The organism is Photobacterium ganghwense, from assembly GCF_003025595.1.
GTDB classification, from domain to species: Bacteria; Pseudomonadota; Gammaproteobacteria; order Enterobacterales; family Vibrionaceae; genus Photobacterium; species Photobacterium ganghwense.
In genome coordinates this window covers 23,319-42,102 of the sequence record NZ_PYMI01000005.1, presented here as the reverse complement: position 1 = coordinate 42,102, position 18,784 = coordinate 23,319, and the positions used below count along the sequence as shown (strand labels likewise).

17 protein-coding genes are annotated in these 18,784 nt (G+C 54.4%); 15 read left to right on the top strand and 2 right to left on the bottom strand.

Annotated elements, in window-relative coordinates:
* Positions 1-56 precede the first annotated feature (56 nt).
* The 3 genes from C9I92_RS18040 to C9I92_RS18030 all read left to right on the top strand — a co-directional run bounded on the left by C9I92_RS18040 (position 57) and on the right by C9I92_RS18030 (position 2,879).
* Positions 57-317 (top strand): FAD assembly factor SdhE, encoded by a 261-nt coding sequence (locus C9I92_RS18040; protein WP_047886842.1) that lies wholly within the window; start codon positions 57-59, stop codon positions 315-317.
* On the top strand, positions 289-714 hold the full coding sequence (locus C9I92_RS18035) for a protein YgfX (RefSeq protein WP_169776054.1): 426 nt from the start codon (positions 289-291) through the stop codon (positions 712-714). The genes C9I92_RS18040 and C9I92_RS18035 overlap by 29 nt, the downstream gene beginning before the upstream one ends.
* A gap of 335 nt (positions 715-1,049) precedes the next feature.
* Entirely contained in the window at positions 1,050-2,879 is a 1,830-nt protein-coding gene (locus tag C9I92_RS18030) for a methyl-accepting chemotaxis protein (protein ID WP_047886844.1), read from the top strand.
* A gap of 261 nt (positions 2,880-3,140) precedes the next feature.
* Here C9I92_RS18030 and nadB read toward each other — a convergent pair whose 3' ends face one another.
* Entirely contained in the window at positions 3,141-4,760 is a 1,620-nt protein-coding gene (nadB, locus tag C9I92_RS18025; RefSeq protein ID WP_047886845.1) for an L-aspartate oxidase, read from the bottom strand.
* A 385-nt stretch (positions 4,761-5,145) separates the two neighbouring features.
* On the opposite strand from nadB, the gene rpoE reads away from it, so the two are divergent.
* The 11 genes from rpoE (at position 5,146) to acpS (ending at position 14,316) form a co-directional block, all read left to right on the top strand.
* Positions 5,146-5,724, top strand: a complete 579-nt coding sequence (rpoE, locus tag C9I92_RS18020; RefSeq protein ID WP_047886846.1) for an RNA polymerase sigma factor RpoE — start codon at positions 5,146-5,148, stop codon at positions 5,722-5,724.
* 23 nt (positions 5,725-5,747) lie between these two features.
* Entirely contained in the window at positions 5,748-6,404 is a 657-nt protein-coding gene (locus tag C9I92_RS18015) for an RseA family anti-sigma factor (RefSeq protein WP_047886847.1), read from the top strand.
* A gap of 31 nt (positions 6,405-6,435) precedes the next feature.
* A complete protein-coding gene (gene rseB / locus C9I92_RS18010) occupies positions 6,436-7,407 on the top strand; it encodes a sigma-E factor regulatory protein RseB (protein ID WP_047886848.1) in 972 nt (323 codons plus the stop codon).
* Entirely contained in the window at positions 7,404-7,901 is a 498-nt protein-coding gene (locus C9I92_RS18005; RefSeq protein ID WP_047886849.1) for a SoxR reducing system RseC family protein, read from the top strand. Before rseB ends, C9I92_RS18005 begins: the two co-directional genes overlap by 4 nt.
* A 129-nt stretch (positions 7,902-8,030) precedes the next feature.
* The gene (gene lepA / locus C9I92_RS18000; protein WP_047886850.1) at positions 8,031-9,827 is read left to right on the top strand and encodes a translation elongation factor 4; all 1,797 of its coding nucleotides are present in this window, start codon (positions 8,031-8,033) and stop codon (positions 9,825-9,827) included.
* A 175-nt stretch (positions 9,828-10,002) separates the two neighbouring features.
* Positions 10,003-10,902 carry a signal peptidase I gene (lepB, locus tag C9I92_RS17995; protein WP_047886851.1) on the top strand — a complete coding sequence of 300 codons (900 nt, stop codon included), beginning with the start codon at positions 10,003-10,005 and terminating at the stop codon, positions 10,900-10,902.
* Between the two features lie 10 nt (positions 10,903-10,912).
* Positions 10,913-11,587 (top strand): ribonuclease III, encoded by a 675-nt coding sequence (rnc, locus tag C9I92_RS17990; protein ID WP_047886852.1) that lies wholly within the window; start codon positions 10,913-10,915, stop codon positions 11,585-11,587.
* Positions 11,584-12,489, top strand: a complete 906-nt coding sequence (era, locus tag C9I92_RS17985) for a GTPase Era (RefSeq protein ID WP_047886853.1) — start codon at positions 11,584-11,586, stop codon at positions 12,487-12,489. The genes rnc and era overlap by 4 nt, the downstream gene beginning before the upstream one ends.
* Positions 12,490-12,497: 8 nt before the next feature.
* Entirely contained in the window at positions 12,498-13,208 is a 711-nt protein-coding gene (gene recO / locus C9I92_RS17980) for a DNA repair protein RecO (protein WP_047886854.1), read from the top strand.
* On the top strand, positions 13,205-13,936 hold the full coding sequence (gene pdxJ, locus C9I92_RS17975; RefSeq protein ID WP_047886855.1) for a pyridoxine 5'-phosphate synthase: 732 nt from the start codon (positions 13,205-13,207) through the stop codon (positions 13,934-13,936). Before recO ends, pdxJ begins: the two co-directional genes overlap by 4 nt.
* A complete protein-coding gene (gene acpS, locus C9I92_RS17970) occupies positions 13,936-14,316 on the top strand; it encodes a holo-ACP synthase (RefSeq protein ID WP_047886856.1) in 381 nt (126 codons plus the stop codon). Before pdxJ ends, acpS begins: the two co-directional genes overlap by 1 nt.
* 178 nt (positions 14,317-14,494) lie before the next feature.
* Here acpS and barA read toward each other — a convergent pair whose 3' ends face one another.
* Entirely contained in the window at positions 14,495-17,287 is a 2,793-nt protein-coding gene (barA, locus tag C9I92_RS17965) for a two-component sensor histidine kinase BarA (protein ID WP_047886857.1), read from the bottom strand.
* A 155-nt stretch (positions 17,288-17,442) separates the two neighbouring features.
* Between barA and rlmD the strand changes: the two genes are divergently transcribed.
* Positions 17,443-18,759 (top strand): 23S rRNA (uracil(1939)-C(5))-methyltransferase RlmD, encoded by a 1,317-nt coding sequence (gene rlmD / locus C9I92_RS17960; protein WP_047886858.1) that lies wholly within the window; start codon positions 17,443-17,445, stop codon positions 18,757-18,759.
* Positions 18,760-18,784 lie beyond the last annotated feature (25 nt).

Genomic DNA, 18,784 nt, shown 5'->3' with positions numbered 1-18,784 from the left:
CACCCTGTTGTTGTGGTGCTGCAGGCCGGCTCAGAAAATCAGCTTGAGGTTGTAACATGTTGAGTGCAGATGAAAAAGCACGAGTAAAGTGGGCATGCCGCCGTGGGATGCTGGAGCTGGACGTGATCATTATGCCGTTTTTTGAAGAGTGTTTTGACGCACTTACCGAGCAGGAGCAACTGGACTTCGTTTCTCTGCTGACCTGTGATGATCCGGATCTGTTTAACTGGGTTATGCAGCACGGCCGCAGTGATAACCCGGCACATGCTGCCATGGTGGACAAGATTGTTGCCCACAACAACAGCAAGCTTCGCTGATTTTACGCTGAGACCTTCCGCGTTACTGATGACCGCACTGGCATTGTTGTATGCCAGTGCGGTTTTTCTTTTGCTGCTTTCTGCCTGGTGGCTGTCGGTGCCGCTCTCGCTGGTTGTGGCATGGCTGCTGTTGCTGTTTCACGAAGGGTGGCACCTGGCACTGGCACACAGTCAGGATTCTGGCCGGATACAGCTTTTTGCCGGACGTAAGCTGCATTGGCAGGGGCAAGACTGGCTGTTGGTGAATGCCAAAATCTGTACCGCCTGGATCATGGTGTTTAAGGTTCAGGGCGCGGCCGGTAGCCGCTGGCTGGTCATCGCGCCGGATCGCTGCGATTTCGAAGCCTATCGCAGCCTGGCCCTGTTCGGCCGTTATCCGGATGCGCTTGACGGCTGAGCGGCAACATCCGGAGGTTCGCGGCTGGTACTCTCAGTGCGCCGACTGTTTGGTCTTTTATCCGTCGGCGGCGGCTTCTCATCATTTTTGCCTGCATCGTTCTTGTCTTATATCGCTTCCTGTTTAATCTGTTTCCTTTTTCGTCAGTCTTTCTTGCCTGTCTTTATTTTCAGCTGTTTTTGTCCGCCTTTCACTGCATCCTGATGGATAAATGTGCGTTCGAAGCAGGCTAAGCGAATAATCGTCGCTTGGGTGCTTCAGGATTTGCGGCGCAGGCCGACACAGGGAGCAGGCGCAATGTTGTGGACGCGTCAGACGGAGTAGAAAGGGTAACAATGAAAATAAAACATAAATTGGTCGGGTTGACAGTACTGTCAGCTGTCGCCCTGACGGCTGTGTTGTTTATGAGTTGGCTGGCCAATGAACAGGTTGTGCGTATCAACCAGTCTGTGACAACCGTCAGTGAGATGGAAGTCTCGCTGCTTAACCTGCGTCGGAACGAGAAAGATTTCCTGATGCGGATGGACACCAAATACCGTACCCGGTTTGAAGAAAATCTGGCGAATTTTCAGGTGCTGGAACAATCATTGCTGCAGGATGTGCGCGAGCTGGATCTGGCGTTGCCGGAACAGTCAACGCTGACTTCGGCGATGCAAAGCTATGCCACGGGCATGATGAACCTGATCGCGGCCTATCAGCAACTGGGGCTGAGTCATGAGCAGGGCATGCTGAAAACGTTTTTTGCTTCCGCTTCTGCGCTGGTCAATGCTGCCGGAGCCTATCCTGAACACTATGACACGGTTTTTCGCCTGACTTTGGCGGGCAAAATGCTGGTGTTGGATGCCAGCCCGCAAAATGCCGATGAATTCCAGACCCTGCTGACTCAGTTGCAGCCACGTTTGATGCCGGCAATGGGCACCGCGTTTACCCAGTATGAGATGGTTGCCCGCCGTGTTCTTGATCAGTTGCGTATGATTGGCCTCGACCATAACAGCGGACTGCGCGGAGAAATCCGCAGCTACTCCCATCAGGTCGAAAGTACCTTTGCCGGTCTGAAAACCCATTTGCGCGAAGAAGTGGTCACCGCGCAGCGGACAACCGTCACTGCGACCCTGGCAGCGGTTGTGCTGGTGGTCATTGCTTTGCTCGTGCTGTCCGGCTGGATCAGTCGTTCGATTCAGCAACGGCTGTCTTCACTGGGCGATTTGATGCGTGAAATTGCTGCCAGCCACGACCTGCGTAAAACGGCTGACACCCAAGGTAATGATGAATTGGCGGACATTGCTGCGAATTTCAACTACCTGCTGGCAAACCTGCGCAAGTTGATAGGTGAAGTGCAAACCGCGATCACGGAACTGGGCCCGGCGTCAGTGCAATTGCAACAACGCAGTCAGGACTCGGAGCAGGCAATGCTGCAGCAACAGGGTGAAACGGACTCTGTCGCAACGGCAATCACCGAGATGGGGGTGACAATTCGTGATATCGCGGCCAACACTGAAACGGCCGCGGCCAATGCCGATAACTGCTATCGCGGAGCGGAAGCCGGGCTGGCAGAGGTCAGTGCGACCAAACAGCAAATCGGTGTGCTGTCTCAGGATTTAAGCCAGGCCAGTGACGAAGTGGCCAGCCTGTCGACCCTGTCGGATAACATCGGCTCAGTGCTGGATGTGATCAAAGCGATCGCCGAGCAGACTAACCTGCTGGCCCTGAATGCCGCGATTGAGGCGGCCCGAGCCGGTGAGCAGGGGCGGGGTTTTGCCGTGGTGGCTGATGAAGTTCGCTCGCTGGCACTGCGTACCCGCCAGTCGACGGAAGAGATCACCACTATTATTGGTTCGCTGCAAGGGCAAACGGATCAGGTGGTCGAACATATCAACCGCTGCCGTTCGCTGGGTGAAAGCAGTGTGTGTCAGGCGGACAGTGCCGAGCTGAAAATTCAGCAAATCATGGCCGATATTCAGCAGATCATGGATACCAGTACCCAGATTGCCACAGCGGTGGAGCAGCAGAGCATGGTATCGGAAGAGATTGGCCAGAATGTCACGGCGATTCGGGATATCACCAGCCTGAATTCCACGGTAGCCCATGAAAATGCCCAGGCTGCTGAGGCGGTAGCCAGTCAGGCGCACGGACTGGAAAAAGCCATCGAGGTTTACCGCGTCTAGCGGGTTCCGCACGGTTAAACGGCTATCAGGTGTGAGATCGCTGCTTGGTATGAGATAGCGGTTTGGTATGTAAGAAAGAGGCTTGGTATAAGAAAGCCGCTTGGTATGAGATAGCGATCTGGCATGAGATAGTGGTGACGGAAGCCAGAAAGTAACAACAGAGAGGGGCCTTGAGTGCAGGCCTCCCGCTGCGGATAGCAAAAAGTAAAAAGCGAGAGGCAATGCCTCTCGCTTTTTTATTGGTCATCATCGACTGGTGTATCAGCAAGGCTGATCCGGGATCAGAATGGTCGGAACCGGCGTACCGGACGCTTCCGGGTAATCCAGGGTGTAATGCAGCCCCAGACTTTCTTTTCGTTCCAACGCACAGCGAACCATCAGCTCGGCAACTTGCAGCAGGTTACGCAGCTCCAGCAGGTTGTTCGACACCCGGAAGTTGCTGTAGTACTCGTGGGTCTCATCCTGCAGTAACTGAATCCGGCGCATCGCCCGCTCCAGACGCTTGGTGGTACGGACAATCCCCATGTAGTCCCACATGAACAGGCGCAGTTCGTGCCAGTTGTGCTGAATCACGACTTCTTCATCAGAGTTGCTGACTTTACTTTCATCCCAGCCCGGCAGGCTGTCCGGCAGGCTGACCTGATCGAGTTGCTCGGCGATGCTGGTTGCCGCTGCCCAGGCATACACCACGCATTCCAGCAACGAGTTGGAAGCCATGCGGTTGGCACCATGCAGGCCGGTGTAGCTCACTTCCCCGATCGCGTAGAGGCCATCCAGGTCGGTTTTGCCGGATTTATCCACCACGACACCCCCGCAGGTATAGTGTGCAGCCGGAACGATAGGGATAGGCTCTTTGGTAATATCGATGCCAAACGTCAGCAGCTTCTCGTAAATGGTCGGAAAATGCTTGGCCACGAAATCAGCCGGTTTGTGGCTGATATCCAGGTACATGCAATCGGCACCGAGACGTTTCATCTCAAAGTCGATAGCCCTTGCCACCACATCACGCGGGGCCAGCTCGGCGCGTTCATCGAAGTCCGGCATAAAGCGGCTGCCGTCCGGACGACGCAGATAGGCACCTTCGCCGCGTAGGGCTTCGGTCAGCAGGAAATTACGGGCTTCCGGGTGATACAAGCAGGTTGGGTGGAACTGGTTGAATTCCAGGTTGGCGACCCGGCAGCCTGCGCGCCAGGCCATTGCGATGCCGTCACCGGATGAAACATCCGGGTTAGAGGTGTACTGATAAACTTTGGAGGCACCGCCGGTCGCCAGCACGACGAATTTAGCGCGCACGGTTTCAACCGCTTCCCGATTCCGGTTCCAGATATAGGCACCCAATACCCGGTTAGGCTGCTCTGTGCGGCCCAGTTTCTGGTTGGTGATCAGATCCAGTGCATTGTGGCGTTCAAGCACTTCAATATTGGGATGGTTGAGGACATTTTCCTGCAGAGAGGTCTGCACTGCCATGCCGGTGGCATCTGCGGCATGCAGAATACGGCGGTGGCTGTGGCCGCCTTCGCGGGTGAGGTGATAGCGAGGCTGGTCGCTGTCGCCGCTGTCTTCACGATCAAACGGTACTCCGCCGTCAATCAGCCATTGCACACAGTGCTTGGCATTTTCGGCGATAAACCGCACCACGTCCTCGTCACATAAGTGGGCGCCAGCAATCTGGGTATCCTCAACGTGAGAATCAACGCTGTCATCTTCATCAAAGACAGCGGCAATGCCGCCCTGGGCATAATAGGTGGCTCCTTCACTGCGCGGTCCTTTGCTCAGCACAATCACTTTGCCCAGTGGCGCTAGACGCAACGCCAGTGAAAGTCCTGCAGCACCACTTCCGATCACAAGCACATCACATTGATGTTCGCGGTTTTCGTTCATAATGATTTCATATCCCTGTGGTAGTCACGCCATCTTAGCAAATTCTGTCCAAATTGTTCATTTTTGACCAGTGATTCACACATCTAAGCAGTGAAACGCTATAATGCCCGTTTTGGCCGAATGGCCAATATTGCTTTATCACAGTCAAAAAATCGCGCACTATTGATGAGAAATAATTTCTCGCCGGGGAACTTTGCTTTGTCCTCCGTGTCTTACATAGTGCTCACGCTCATAGTGTTTTATCAAAAGTTTTGGAATGGGCATGCAGGCTTTCCCCTTGCTGAGTCGAGGCGGTTGCCGCATCAGGCATGGGGAAGTTAACGCAGTGCAAACGACCAATACGGATGAAATATCGAGTGAAACAGATATAGGAGTACACGCTCGGATGAGCGAGCAGCAAACTGATCAGGTATTAATCGAGCGGGTACAGCGAGGCGACAAGCAGGCTTTTAATTTGCTGGTTATGAAATACCAGAATAAGGTTTGCAACTTAGTGGCCAGATATGTCGGTAACTCCGGTGATGTGCCGGATGTTGCTCAGGAAGCCTTTATTAAAGCGTATCGTGCTCTGCCGACGTTTCGCGGGGAAAGTGCTTTTTATACATGGTTGTACCGTATCGCCGTGAATACGGCTAAAAATTATTTGGTGGCCCAGGGGCGCCGTCCGCCGGCAACGGATGTGGATGCTGACGACGCGGAATATTTCGAAAATGGCAATGCCCTGAAAGAAATTTCGAACCCTGAGAATCAAATGTTGTCTGATGAATTAAAGCGGGTTGTTTTCAGTACCATTGAGGCATTACCTGACGATCTGAAAACAGCGATTACGTTGCGCGAGCTTGACGGCCTGAGCTACGAAGAAATCGCTGAAGTGATGGATTGCCCGGTTGGAACTGTGAGATCTCGGATATTCCGTGCGCGAGAGGCGGTCGAGAAACGTATTCGTCCCCTTTTACAGCGTTAGTGTTGGGCCAAACGGTGAACAAGATGGCTGATAAAGAAAAGATTTCGGCATTATTAGATGGCGAAGAGCTGGATCAGAGCATTATCAATGCATTGGCAGTCGATGACGACAGCCAGCAGACCTGGCAGCATTTCAACCTGATTGGTGATGTGATGCGCGGGGAAGCACCGCAAAACAAGGATTGGGATATTTCGGCAAGGGTTGCACTGGCACTGGATAACGAGCCAGCCCACACCGGCGTAGCTGAATCTGTTGCAGAACCAGCACCTGTGGTGCAGATCGCAACGGCACGTCAGGCGCGGGAAGTCGAGACTCAGCCATCTCCTCAGCAGGCAAAACGTACCTTGCCAGCCTGGTTTACTCAGGTAGGGCAAGTGGCCGTCGCCGCGTGTGTGTCGCTGGCGGTGATTGTTGGGGTGCAGCAGTACAATGGCGGGGAAGAGAACCTGGGTGCAGGTGATTCTCAGCTATCTGTGCTGGAAACCATCCCGTTTGCCGGTACAGCCGAACCGGTTAGCCTGACAGCGGATTCAGTAAACCGTCGTCACGCAGGTCCGACAGAAGAGCAGGTCATGGAACAGCGCCGTCGTATCAACGCTATGCTTCAGGATTATGAGCTGCAATTACGCCTGAATGCGGAAGACGGTACCATTGACCGTACATTGCTTGAATCGAATTAAGCTTGAACCGAATTAAATTGTTGGCGGGTAAATGAAAAGATTTCTGGTCGGTGTGATGACACTGGTCAGCCTTGCGATGCCATTGCAAGCCTCTGCTGAAGAAACCGCTTCTTCGGCCGAGGCTTTGTTGCATCAAATGGATGAGGCTAGCCGTGAACTCAGCTATGAGCTGTCGTACATCCTAATCAAGAAAAACAGTATTGAACCTCTGCGCTATCGTCATGCGCTGGAAGATGGCGAGGTTTTTGCGCATCTGGTGTACCTCAGCGGCCCGCCGCGCGAAGTGATTCAGCGTGGGCACGAAGTCAGCTACTTCGAGCCCGGACTGGATCCTTTCACGATCGAAAGCAACAAAATGGTGGCACCTCTGCCGCCGATCATGCGTACCAACATTGACGAACTGGCCAGTTACTACGATTTTATCTCTATGGGACGGGCCCGTGAGGCCGGTGTCGCCTGCGATGTGGTGCGAATTGCGCCGAAAGACGGGGCACGTTACTCCTACCTGTTGTGGATTGATACCCGCAGTAAGCTGGTCATGCGTGCCGACTTGCTGGACCGTGACGGTGAGCCGCTGGAGCAGTATCGCGCGGTGTCTTATGTGATCAATTCCAAAGTGGGCGACGTATTGAAAAGCCTGAAGACGGTGGAACTGCCTGCCGTGGTTCAGTTGCCGCCGCAACCTCAGGCGGAGCTGGACTGGAAAGTCAGCTGGCTACCGCAGGGATTTGAATCCGTGTCCCGCAACCGCCATCGTCTGATGATGACCGAGCGTCCGGTTGAGAGCAAAATGTACAGCGACGGGCTGTTCAGTTTCTCGATTTATATTTCAGCCGCTGACCATTTTACCGTGCGTGAGCAGCTGGTTCGTCAGGGGCGTCGTACCTTGCACAGCTACATGCTGCAGGACAAAGAAGTCACCGTGGTGGGAGATATTCCCCCTGCGACGGCCCGGCGGGTAGCAGAATCCGTAGTCTTTGCCGACGGCGGTAAAGCACAATGATGCGCTCTTTGGCGACGGTAGTGGCTGTCGAGACCGGGCGGATCACCGTCAGTTGCCAGCAGCAGACCAGCTGCGGCAGTTGTGGGTCCCGTGACAGTTGCGGAACCGGCATCGTCTCCAAGGCATTGCCGGGGCGGCGTCACGAAATCACGATCGCCACCCGGGAAAAAGCCAGCGTCGGGGATACGGTTGAAATCGGGCTGTCTGAGCGCAGTATGCTTCAGTCGGCTCTGTTAGTGTATGTGTTGCCGCTGCTCGGCCTGGTACTGGGTGCCATTCTCGGGCAGTGGTGGTTTGTGTCGCTGGCCGGCGGCGGTGAGCTGGGTGTGATTGTGACTGCACTGGGATTTGCCGGGGCCGGGTTATGGCTGGCGCGTCGTCTGGCCACCCGCCTGGAAGGCGACAGTGCCTATCAGCCGACCCTGATTCGCGTGTTGGGGACACCGGTTTCAGCCAGCCTGGCGATAAATGCTATACCGAAAGATAGCGACTAGCGGCGAAATTCTGTAGAATCCTCCAACTTGATCGTAGGGTCGGTTTACCTTTGGGGTTATGGAACGAAGCCAAAGGTAAACGGACTCTATGTCTCATTCATTTTAATCACGAGTTAGTCACGCCAATTCATGAAGCACATTCGTAACTTTTCGATTATTGCACATATCGACCATGGTAAGTCGACCTTATCCGACCGTTTGATTCAAGTCTGCGGTGGCCTTTCCGATCGTGAAATGGCAGCCCAGGTTCTTGATTCCATGGATCTAGAACGTGAACGTGGTATTACCATCAAGGCCCAGAGCGTGACGCTCGATTACAAGGCCAAAGATGGTGAGACCTATCAGCTGAACTTTATCGACACCCCAGGACACGTTGACTTTTCATACGAAGTATCGCGTTCGCTGGCAGCCTGTGAAGGGGCTCTGCTGGTGGTGGATGCAGGCCAGGGGGTGGAAGCCCAGACATTGGCGAACTGCTACACCGCGATTGAAATGGATCTGGAAGTTGTGCCGATCCTGAACAAAATCGACCTGCCAGCGGCGGATCCTGATCGTGTAGCCGAAGAGATTGAAGAAATCGTCGGCATTGATGCGATGGAAGCGACCCGCTGTTCCGCTAAGACCGGCCTGGGTGTAGAAGATGTACTTGAGAACATCGTTTCTGCGATCCCGGCACCGGAAGGCGACCCGGATGCACCACTGCAGGCGCTGATCATCGACTCCTGGTTCGATAACTACCTGGGCGTTGTTTCTCTGGTTCGCATCAAGAACGGCGCACTGAAGAAAAACGACAAGATCAAAGTCATGAGCACCGGCCAGACCTGGGGCGTTGACCGTCTGGGTATCTTCACACCGAAGCAAGTAGACAAAGACGTGCTGAAGACCGGTGAAGTGGGCTGGGTGGTTTGTGGTATCAAAGACATCCTGGGCGCACCTGTAGGTGATACCCTGACGCTGGCGAAAAACGGTTGTGACAAACCGCTGCCGGGTTTCAAAAAAGTGAAGCCGCAGGTTTATGCCGGTCTGTTCCCGGTTTCGTCTGATGACTACGAGAACTTCCGTGACGCACTGGGCAAACTGAGCCTGAACGATGCTTCGCTGTTCTACGAGCCAGAAAGCTCGGCGGCACTGGGCTTTGGTTTCCGTTGTGGTTTCCTTGGCATGCTGCACATGGAAATCATTCAGGAACGTCTGGAACGCGAGTACGACCTGGATCTGATCACCACGGCTCCAACCGTAGTGTACGAAGTGAAGAAAACGGACGGCACAACGATTTACGTCGACAGCCCGGCGAAATTGCCAGCGGTGAATGATATCGATGTAATCGGTGAGCCAATTGCCCGTTGTAATATCCTGGTGCCGAGTGAATACCTGGGTAACGTCATCACGCTGTGTGTTGAGAAGCGTGGTATGCAGGTAGACATGGTTTACCACGGTAACCAAGTGGCACTGACTTACGACATTCCAATGTCTGAAGTGGTACTGGACTTCTTCGACCGCCTGAAATCGACCTCTCGCGGTTATGCGTCTCTGGACTACAACTTCCAGCGCTACGAAGAATCCGACATGGTACGTGTGGATATTATGCTGAACGGCGACCGTGTTGACGCTCTGGCGATTATCACGCACAAAGGTAATGCGCAGAATCGCGGTCGTGATCTGGTTGAGAAAATGAAGGAATTTATTCCTCGTCAGATGTTCGATATCGCGATTCAGGCCGCTATCGGTAACCATATCATTGCTCGTTCAACGGTTAAGCAGCTGCGTAAGAACGTTATCGCCAAGTGTTACGGCGGTGACGTGAGCCGTAAGAAGAAACTGCTGCAGAAGCAGAAAGAAGGTAAGAAACGTATGAAGCAGATCGGTAACGTCGAACTGCCTCAGGAAGCTTTCCTGGCAATTCTGCACGTGGGCAAAGATAAGTAATACTCGTAACCCATTGTTATTGGTGGACGCATATTCTAAACGATTGCTACCATTAGCGGTGTACACTAGTAACAATGACAATGCAGCAGGCTCCTCTGCTGCATTGTCGTATCGAGCGGACGCGTGCGTTCTCATCACACGCGGCAGCCTGATAGCAAGTTAAGTAGGGAATAGAATGGCAAATATTTTTTCGCTTATTCTGGTGCTGGCGACGCTGGTAACCGGAATCATCTGGGCTTTGGATAAATTTATCTGGGCGCCGAAACGTCAATTAAAAATTGAGGCAGCGGCGGTCAATGCCGGCGGACAGGTTGATGCTAAAACCCTACAGACCGTGGCACCGCAACCGAGCTGGGTCGAATCTGCCAGCTCTATGTTTCCGGTGATCGCGCTAATTATGGTATTTCGCTCATTTATTTATGAGCCGTTCCAGATCCCATCCGGTTCAATGATGCCGACATTATTGGTCGGGGACTTCATCCTGGTTGAGAAATTTTCTTACGGTCTGAAAGATCCGGTCTTCCGTCACCAACTGGTGGAAACCGGTGAACCTGAGCGTGGGGACATTGTGGTATTCAAATTCCCGCCTCAGCCGAATATCGACTACATCAAGCGTGTTGTTGGCCTGCCTGGCGATACCGTGCGCTACAGTGCTCACAAGCAACTGTGCGTGGCGGTGAAAGGCTCTGCCGAATGTCAGCCGGTACCGCTGACTGACATGACCGACAGTGAATTCAGCCAGGGCATGACTCGTCTGGTCCAGTTCGATGAAAAGCTGGGTGAACACGAGCACAAAATTCTGGTGCATCCGCTTAAGCGTGATCGCACGCTGGCTTACCAGCCACGTCCGGGCGTGAACGAGTGGGTGGTGCCTGAAGGACACTACTTTGTGATGGGTGATAACCGCGACAACAGTGCTGACAGCCGTTACTGGGGCTTCGTGCCTGAAGCGAACCTGGTGGGCAAAGCGGTCGGGATCTGGATCAGCTTTGAGTTTGAACGAGGTGCGGACAGTGCACTTCCATCTTGGATTCCTACCGGTGTGCGATTCAATCGCATCGGTGGCATAAACTGATCGGGAAAAAATGACCACTCCTGTAAACAGACTCCAGCGCAAGCTGGGCTATGAATTTAACAATCTTGATTTACTGACTCTGGCACTGACACACCGCAGTGCCAACGGAACACACAACGAGCGTCTGGAATTTCTGGGTGACTCGATCCTGAGTTTTGTGGTGGCTGATGATCTGTACCACCGTTTTCCGGCGGTAGACGAAGGCGACATGAGCCGGATGCGTGCCACGCTGGTACGCGGCAAAACCCTGGCCGAGCTTGGACGCGAGTTTGAGCTGGGCGATCACCTGCTGCTGGGCCCGGGCGAACTGAAGAGTGGCGGTTTCCGCCGTGACTCGATTCTGGCGGACTGTGTGGAAGCCATTATTGGTGCGATTTACCTGGACAGCGACATTGAAAATGTCCGTGCGATTGTCCTGCGCTGGTATCAGTCTCGTCTGGAAACGATCAAGCCGGGCATCAACCAGAAAGATCCGAAAACCCGCCTGCAGGAATGCCTGCAAGGCCGTCGTCAGCCCCTACCGGCTTACACGGTCACTAAGGTACAGGGCGAAGCTCACAATCAGGAATTCACGGTACAGTGTGAAGTGGCAGGCCTGGATAAGCCTGTTATCGGTAAAGGCGGCAGTCGGCGCAAGGCAGAGCAGGCAGCGGCAGAAATTGCGCTTAAGCAGTTGGAATCATGACAGAGAAGACACATTGCGGCTTTATTGCCATCGTTGGCCGGCCGAATGTCGGTAAATCAACGCTTCTGAACCGTCTGGTAGGACAAAAACTGTCTATTACCTCTCGTAAGCCTCAGACGACGCGCCACCGTATTATGGGGGTGGACACTCGTGACGGCTATCAGGCTGTCTACGTTGATACTCCCGGGCTGCACATCGAAGAAAAGCGTACCATTAACCGTCTGATGAACCGGGCGGCCAGCAGCTCGCTGACCGACGTGGAACTGGTCCTGTTTATGGTGGATGGCACCATCTGGACCCCGGACGATGAAATGGTGCTCAACAAGCTGATGAAGTCTCAGCTGCCGACCGTGCTGCTGGTCAACAAGGTTGATAACGTCAAAGAGAAATACGATCTGTTCCCGCACCTTCAAGAGCTGGCGAACAAGATGGAATTCGTTGACGTAGTACCGGTTTCTGCCAAGCACGGCACAAACATTGAGGCGGTCGAGAAGATCGTGCGTAAGCACCTGCCGGAATGCGAATACTACTTCCCGGAAGAGTACGTGACGGACCGTTCACAGCGCTTTATGGCGTCAGAGATCATCCGTGAGAAACTGATGCGTTTCACTGGTGACGAGTTGCCGTATTCGGTGACGGTGGAAATCGAGCGCTTTGACTACAACCCAGATACCGATGGCTTTGATATCAATGGCCTGATCCTGGTTGAGCGCAAGGGCCAGAAGAAAATGGTGATCGGCAAAGGTGGCGATAAAATCAAAACCATCGGCCGTGAAGCCCGTCTCGATATGGAAGATCTGTTCGAGCGCAAGGTGTACCTGGAACTGTGGGTGAAAGTGAAGTCCGGTTGGGCGGACGACGAACGCGCACTGCGTAGCCTGGGCTATATTGACGATCTGTAAGGGCCGCTATGGAAGGGCTTCAGCGCTGTTTTGTCCTCCACTCTCGTCCTTACAGTGAGACGAGCCTGATCCTTGATGTCTTCAGCGAGGACTCAGGCCGAATTACCCTCCTGTCAAAAGGGGCGCGCCGTAAGCGCTCCAACCTCAAAGGGGCGCTACAACCGTTTACGCCCCTTTTTATGAAATGGTCGGGACGCGGCTCCATGCTCGTACTGACCTACGCCGAACCTATCAGTATCGGTTTGCCGATGCGCAGCTATATCCTGTACTCTGCGATGTACGTCAACGAGTTACTGGCTCGCGTCTTGGAAACCCATACACCATACCCGGTGCTGTTTCTGGATTACCTGAATGTGCTGCGTGAGCTGGCACAGGCGGAGAATCCAGAGCCAGCATTGCGACGCTTTGAACTGGCCTTACTCGATCATCTGGGCTATGGCATCGATTTTCTGCATTGTGCTGGCAGCAGCCTGCCGGTTGAAGATACGATGACGTATAACTACCGCGAGCAGCGGGGCTTCATTGCCTCATTAACTATCGGGCAACTGACCTTTACCGGCGAACAGCTAAAAGCGATTGCCGCCCGGCGGTTTGAAACCCCGGAACAGCTGCGCGCGGCCAAGCGTTTTACCCGCATAGCCCTGAAGCCATATCTTGGCGGCAAACCATTAAAAAGCAGGGAATTGTTTATCCCTAGAGGAAGGAGTACCGGAAAATGAACAACATCTTACTCGGCGTGAATATTGACCATATTGCGACCTTACGTAATGCCCGTGGTACCCGCTACCCGGATCCGGTGCATGCGGCGGAAGTCGCAGAGCGCGCCGGGGCTGACGGGATCACGATTCATTTGCGTGAAGATCGCCGCCATATTACCGATCGCGACGTACGCATTTTGCGTGAAACCATCCAGACCCGCATGAACCTGGAAATGGCCGTGACCGACGAGATGGTGCAGATTGCGCTGGAAACCCAGCCGGAATTTGTTTGTCTGGTACCGGAAAAACGTGAAGAGCTGACCACTGAAGGTGGTTTGGATGTGGCTGGCCAGCTGGAAAAAATCAAAGCAGCGACCGAGAAACTGACTGACGCTGGGATCAACGTGTCACTGTTCATTGATGCTGACCGTACCCAGATTGATGCGGCGGTAGCATGTGGTGCTCCTTATATCGAGCTGCATACCGGTCACTATGCCGATGCGGAAACCGAAGCTGAGCAACAGGCGGAGCTGAAGAAGATCGCTGCCGCAGCCAGTTATGCGCACGATCAGGGCATCAAAGTGAATGCCGGTCATGGCCTGACTTACCACAACGTGAAGCCGATTGCGGCGCTGCCTGAGCTGTATGAACTGAACATCGGTCACGCGATTATTGGCCGTGCGGCGTTTGATGGCCTGCAAAAAGCTGTCGCTGACATGAAAGCGCTGATGCTGGAAGCTCGCGGCTAATGGCGATTGTCGGGCTGGGAACGGACATTGCTGACATTGCGCGCATCGAGGCGGTGTATGCCCGCAGTGGTGCGCCGTTTGCCGAGCGTGTGCTGACCCCGTCTGAGTTGGCGATTCTCAGTGGCCTGAAACAGCCTGCGCGCTATCTGGCCAAGCGGTTTGCGGTGAAAGAAGCTGCCGCCAAGGCGCTGGGAACCGGGATTGCCTGCGGTGTGTCGTTTCAGGATTTTACCGTCAGTAACGACGAGCGGGGTAAGCCGGTGCTGACCCTGTCCGGTAAAGCGGCGGAACTGGCGGCACGGATGGGGGCTAACCATGTGCACCTGACTATTGCTGACGAAAAGCAATATGCCGTGGCAACCGTCATTCTGGAGTCCTGAATCACTCCCGTTTGCCAACAACGGCAATATGTCACGAGCAGCCAGCCAACAGCATGGCAACCCCAATCAAAAAGAACCCCAAACAAAAAGCGAGCCCTCGGGCTCGCTTTTTTTATATCACGGCTGACAGAGGCCGGGTTCAGTCGGCTGTCTGCCGAATGTGGCCAATGGCGACGCGCTACGGCCGGTAGCGCTTTGACGCTTTGACGACGTTGTTCATTTCATCCACCAGTTCAAACAGCTCAGGCTCGATGTCTCTGATGCTGGCTCCGGCTTTCAGCTCCGTCTCAATCCTATGGCACAGGTTCTTCAGGCGCGGAACCCCGCTGTAGGCACAGCTTCCATGCAGTTTATGAATAGGCGGCCAGAGGTCGATTTCCTTGCCGTCCAACGCCTCGTTGACCAGCATTTCCACTTCCGGCATGAAATCCAGCAGCATCTGGAGCATGTCCCGCGCCAGATCTTCTTTGCCAGCCGCTTGCTTGAGGGCCAGATCCCAGTTCCAGCTGATATTGGGGTCTGCGGTGACTGCTTGTTCGGTACTGCTTTCCGGATGGTGCGCTTCCGTCAGGCCAGTGCCGTTAGCCAGCCCGTTGTCTGGGTGGCTATCGTGCGCGCTGGTCCATTTGGCCAGCATCTGCTCCAGAATCGGCTCTTCAATTGGTTTGGTGAGGTAGTCGTCCATCCCGGCTTTAATCAGGCGTTCGCGCTCCCCGGCCATGGCATGGGCGGTGACCGCAATCACCGGTGTCGTGTGGTTAAGCTCGGTCTTGTGAATTTCCTGGCAGGCGGTCACGCCGTCCATCTCCGGCATCTGGATATCCATGAAGACCAGATCAAAATGCTTCTGGTGGGCATACTCAACGGCTTTTCTGCCGCCGGTGGCGGTGATCACTGTCTCGACCCGCTCGCTCAGCAGGGCAGAGATCAGCTTCAGGTTCGCCGGGTTATCATCCACCGCCATGACCGTGATCGGCAGAATGCGCGGGGCCGCCTGTGGAATCGGCAGACCTTCCGGCTCGCCCAGCATATCCGGCTCGGTCACCAGGGTTTCGTACAGCTTGCGGTGGCCCAGCGGTTTCGGCAGGCAGGCGGTCACCCCGGCATTGAGCAGCCGCTCGGACAGAGCCAGCTCGGTAGTTGGCAGGGTGACAATCACTTTGTCACTGATTTGCTCTGCCTTGAATACCATGTCCAGCACACTGGCCAGCGGTGGCTGTTCGCCCGGCGACAGGTTCAGCAGGGCAAAATCGTGGTGCTCAGCCTCGTCCGGCATGGTCGAACGATAAGTCACATGGATGCCGGCACGGATCAGACGTTGCTGAATCACCGAGGCCGCCTGCATGTTAGGCTCTATCAGCAGCAGCTTGCGGTTCATCAGTGAGCTGGTGTCGATAGGCTGCGAGACCGGCAGATCGGTCTTGGTCAGACGCAGGCTGAACCAGAACGTGGAGCCCTGGTGCAGGCGGCTGGTCAGGCTGATCTCGCCGCCCATCTGGGTGACCAGTTTCTGGGTGATTACCAGCCCCAGACCGGTTCCGCCGTAACGACGGGAAATGCTGGCATCGGCCTGGCTGAATGCCTGGAACAGCTGGGCCTGCTGGCGTTCGGAAATCCCGATCCCGGTATCCCGGACCATAAACTGCAGATCGATGTTTTCTTCACGGTCAGCTTTCACTTCTACCGCGACATCAATGTTGCCGCGTTCGGTGAATTTCACTGCGTTACCGATCAGGTTGGTCAGAACCTGCTGAATACGCAGCGGATCGCCAATCAGGCCGGTCGGAATCCGGTTATCGACTTTCAGAGTTAGCTCCAGACCTTTCTCATGAGCACTTGGAGCCAGCAGTTTCATGACTTCATCAAGTGCATCGGTGAAGTCGAACGGAATGTTTTCTAGCAGCAGCTTACCTGCCTCAAGTTTCGAGAAGTCGAGGATGTCATTGATGATGGTCAGTAGATTGTTAGCTGATTTTTCAATGGTTTGCAGGTAGTCCTGCTGGCTGGTGCTGAGCCGGGTCTTGAGCATCTGACGGGTGAAGCCGATGACCCCGTTCAGCGGGGTACGTAGCTCGTGGGACATGTTAGCAAGGAATTCCGATTTAACCCGGGCGGCCTCCTGGGCACGTTTCTTGGCAATATCTAGTTCGACGTTCTGGATTTCCAGCTGCTCCAGGGTTTCCCGTAAATCCGAGGTCGCCTGGTCAATACTCTGCTGCATTTCAATGTGGTATTCCGACAGCGATATGGCCATCGCATTGATCCCGTTTTTCAGGGTGTCGAGTTCGCCCAGTAACTGGCCTTCAATCCGGACATCAAGGTGACCGCGGCGGATCCGGTCGACCACGCTCACCATGTGGGAGATAGGCCGGGTCACGTCTTTCATCAGGCGGTAGGCAAACAGCGACGAGAGAGTCAGGCCGAACAGCAGCACCATCAGCGCGGTGAAAATTTCCTGGTATTGCTGCAGACGCAGGGCGCTGAGATCCAGCTCCAGCGCGATATAGCCCAGCGTTTCTGCCTGATAGCCCGGCAAGGAGGAGTTGTTAAACTGGCCCTCGCGCAGGATCGGTGCCCGCAGAATCAGGTTGTTCTCATTGAGCTGGGTTTCAAGCAGCATCGGGAACGGCTGGTCGTCCGGGTACATCAAGGCTTCGAAATTGCGGTGAAAGTTTGAGGTGACAAACAGCTCGTTATTGTTGGTGAAGACCGCAATGCTGCGCACAATCTGGGAATGCTTGCGGTGGGCGTAGCTGATCAGGCGACGAACTGCCTCCCGGTTGTGATCGGCCATGCCGTATTCCGTGGAGATCGCCAGGGGTTCGATGATGCTGGCACCGGTTGAGATCAGCTGATGCTCCAGATCGCGATAGCGGCTCATGGTAAAAAAGGCACTCAAAAGCAGGCCAATAATCAGCGTCGGTGCTAATGTCAGGGTGAATACCCTGGCACGAAGTCCATATTTGGTCATGGTTCTCTTAATTACAAGAATGCGATTCTGTGGGAGAATTGTCGCCCAACTATGGTCGTTAGCTTAATGAAACCAAGGCTGTTCGACAATCAACGAATTCCAAACTGTCGGAAATATCACTCAGTTTGGCGAATCTGATCCGTGAGTCCGAAACAATGGCACGCTTTTTCAAGCCTCAGAAACGAAAATTAACTGATACCAAACACAAAGAAATCACTATCAGCCGTCTGGATCACCTGGGGGCGGGTATCGGCCACCTCGATCGCAAGCCGGTGTTTGTTCCCGAAGCCCTGCCGGGAGAAAAGGTGGTTATTCAGTTAACCGAGGACAAAAAACAGTTTGCCCGCGGCAAAGTGATGCGTCGGCTGAATGACAGTGCGTCTCGGGTGAAACCGGCCTGTCCGCTGTATGCGCAGTGCGGTGGCTGTAATCTGCAGCACCTGTCCCATGAGGGGCAAATCGCGGCCAAACAGCAGGCGCTGGGTGAACTGATGGGCAAATTTGCTAAGGCGGGTAGCATTGAACAGGTTGCGCCGATTGTCAGCCAGCCGTGGCACTACCGCCGTTGTGCCCGGTTTAGCGTGATGCCGGCGGGTAACGGCCTGCAAATCGGGTTCCGTAAAAAACAGAGCAAAGACATTGTCGATGTGGCGCATTGTCCGGTTCTGGCTGAATCTCTCAACGCGCTGTTACCGGCGCTGCGCGAACTGCTGACGTCGCTTAAAGGGCGCAGGCATCTTGGCCATGTGGAACTGGTGGAGGCCGACAACGGCCGGGTTGTGTTGATTCGTCACCTGCAGCCATTTTCTGACACAGACATGACGGCACTCCGTCAGTTTGCTGACCAGCACCAGCTAATGTTATACCTGGCACCAACGTCCGATGCTGTAGATAGCATTTCTGGCCCGGTTCCGTATTATGAACTGGACGGCCAGCAGCTCTTTTTCTCACCGAAAGACTTTATTCAGGTAAACCGGGATGTGAACCAGCAGATGGTGGCACAGGCGATTGACTGGCTGGATCTTCAGCCGGGTGACCGGGTGCTTGACCTGTTTTGCGGGCTGGGGAACTTCAGTCTGCCGCTGGCCAAGCGGGCCCGGGCGGTCGTCGGGGTTGAAGGTGTCGATGAAATGGTGGAAAGGGCAGGGGAGAACGCGGCGCGTAATCAGTGCGACAATGCTGCATTCTACCAGGCCAATCTGGAAGATGACGTGACTACAAAGAGTTGGGCGCAAGAACAATTCAATAAAATTCTGCTCGACCCTGCGCGTGCCGGTGCAGCCGGTGTGATGCAGCATGTCGTTAATCTGCACCCGGAAAAGGTGGTGTACGTTTCTTGTAATCCGGCGACGTTGGCCCGAGACAGTCAGGTCTTGCTGGAGCAAGGTTATCAGTTGGAAAAACTCGGTATGATGGACATGTTTCCGCATACCGGGCATTTAGAATCAATGGCGCTGTTTACCAAGCGGTAGCCGCCATTCACGTAAAACACAGGAT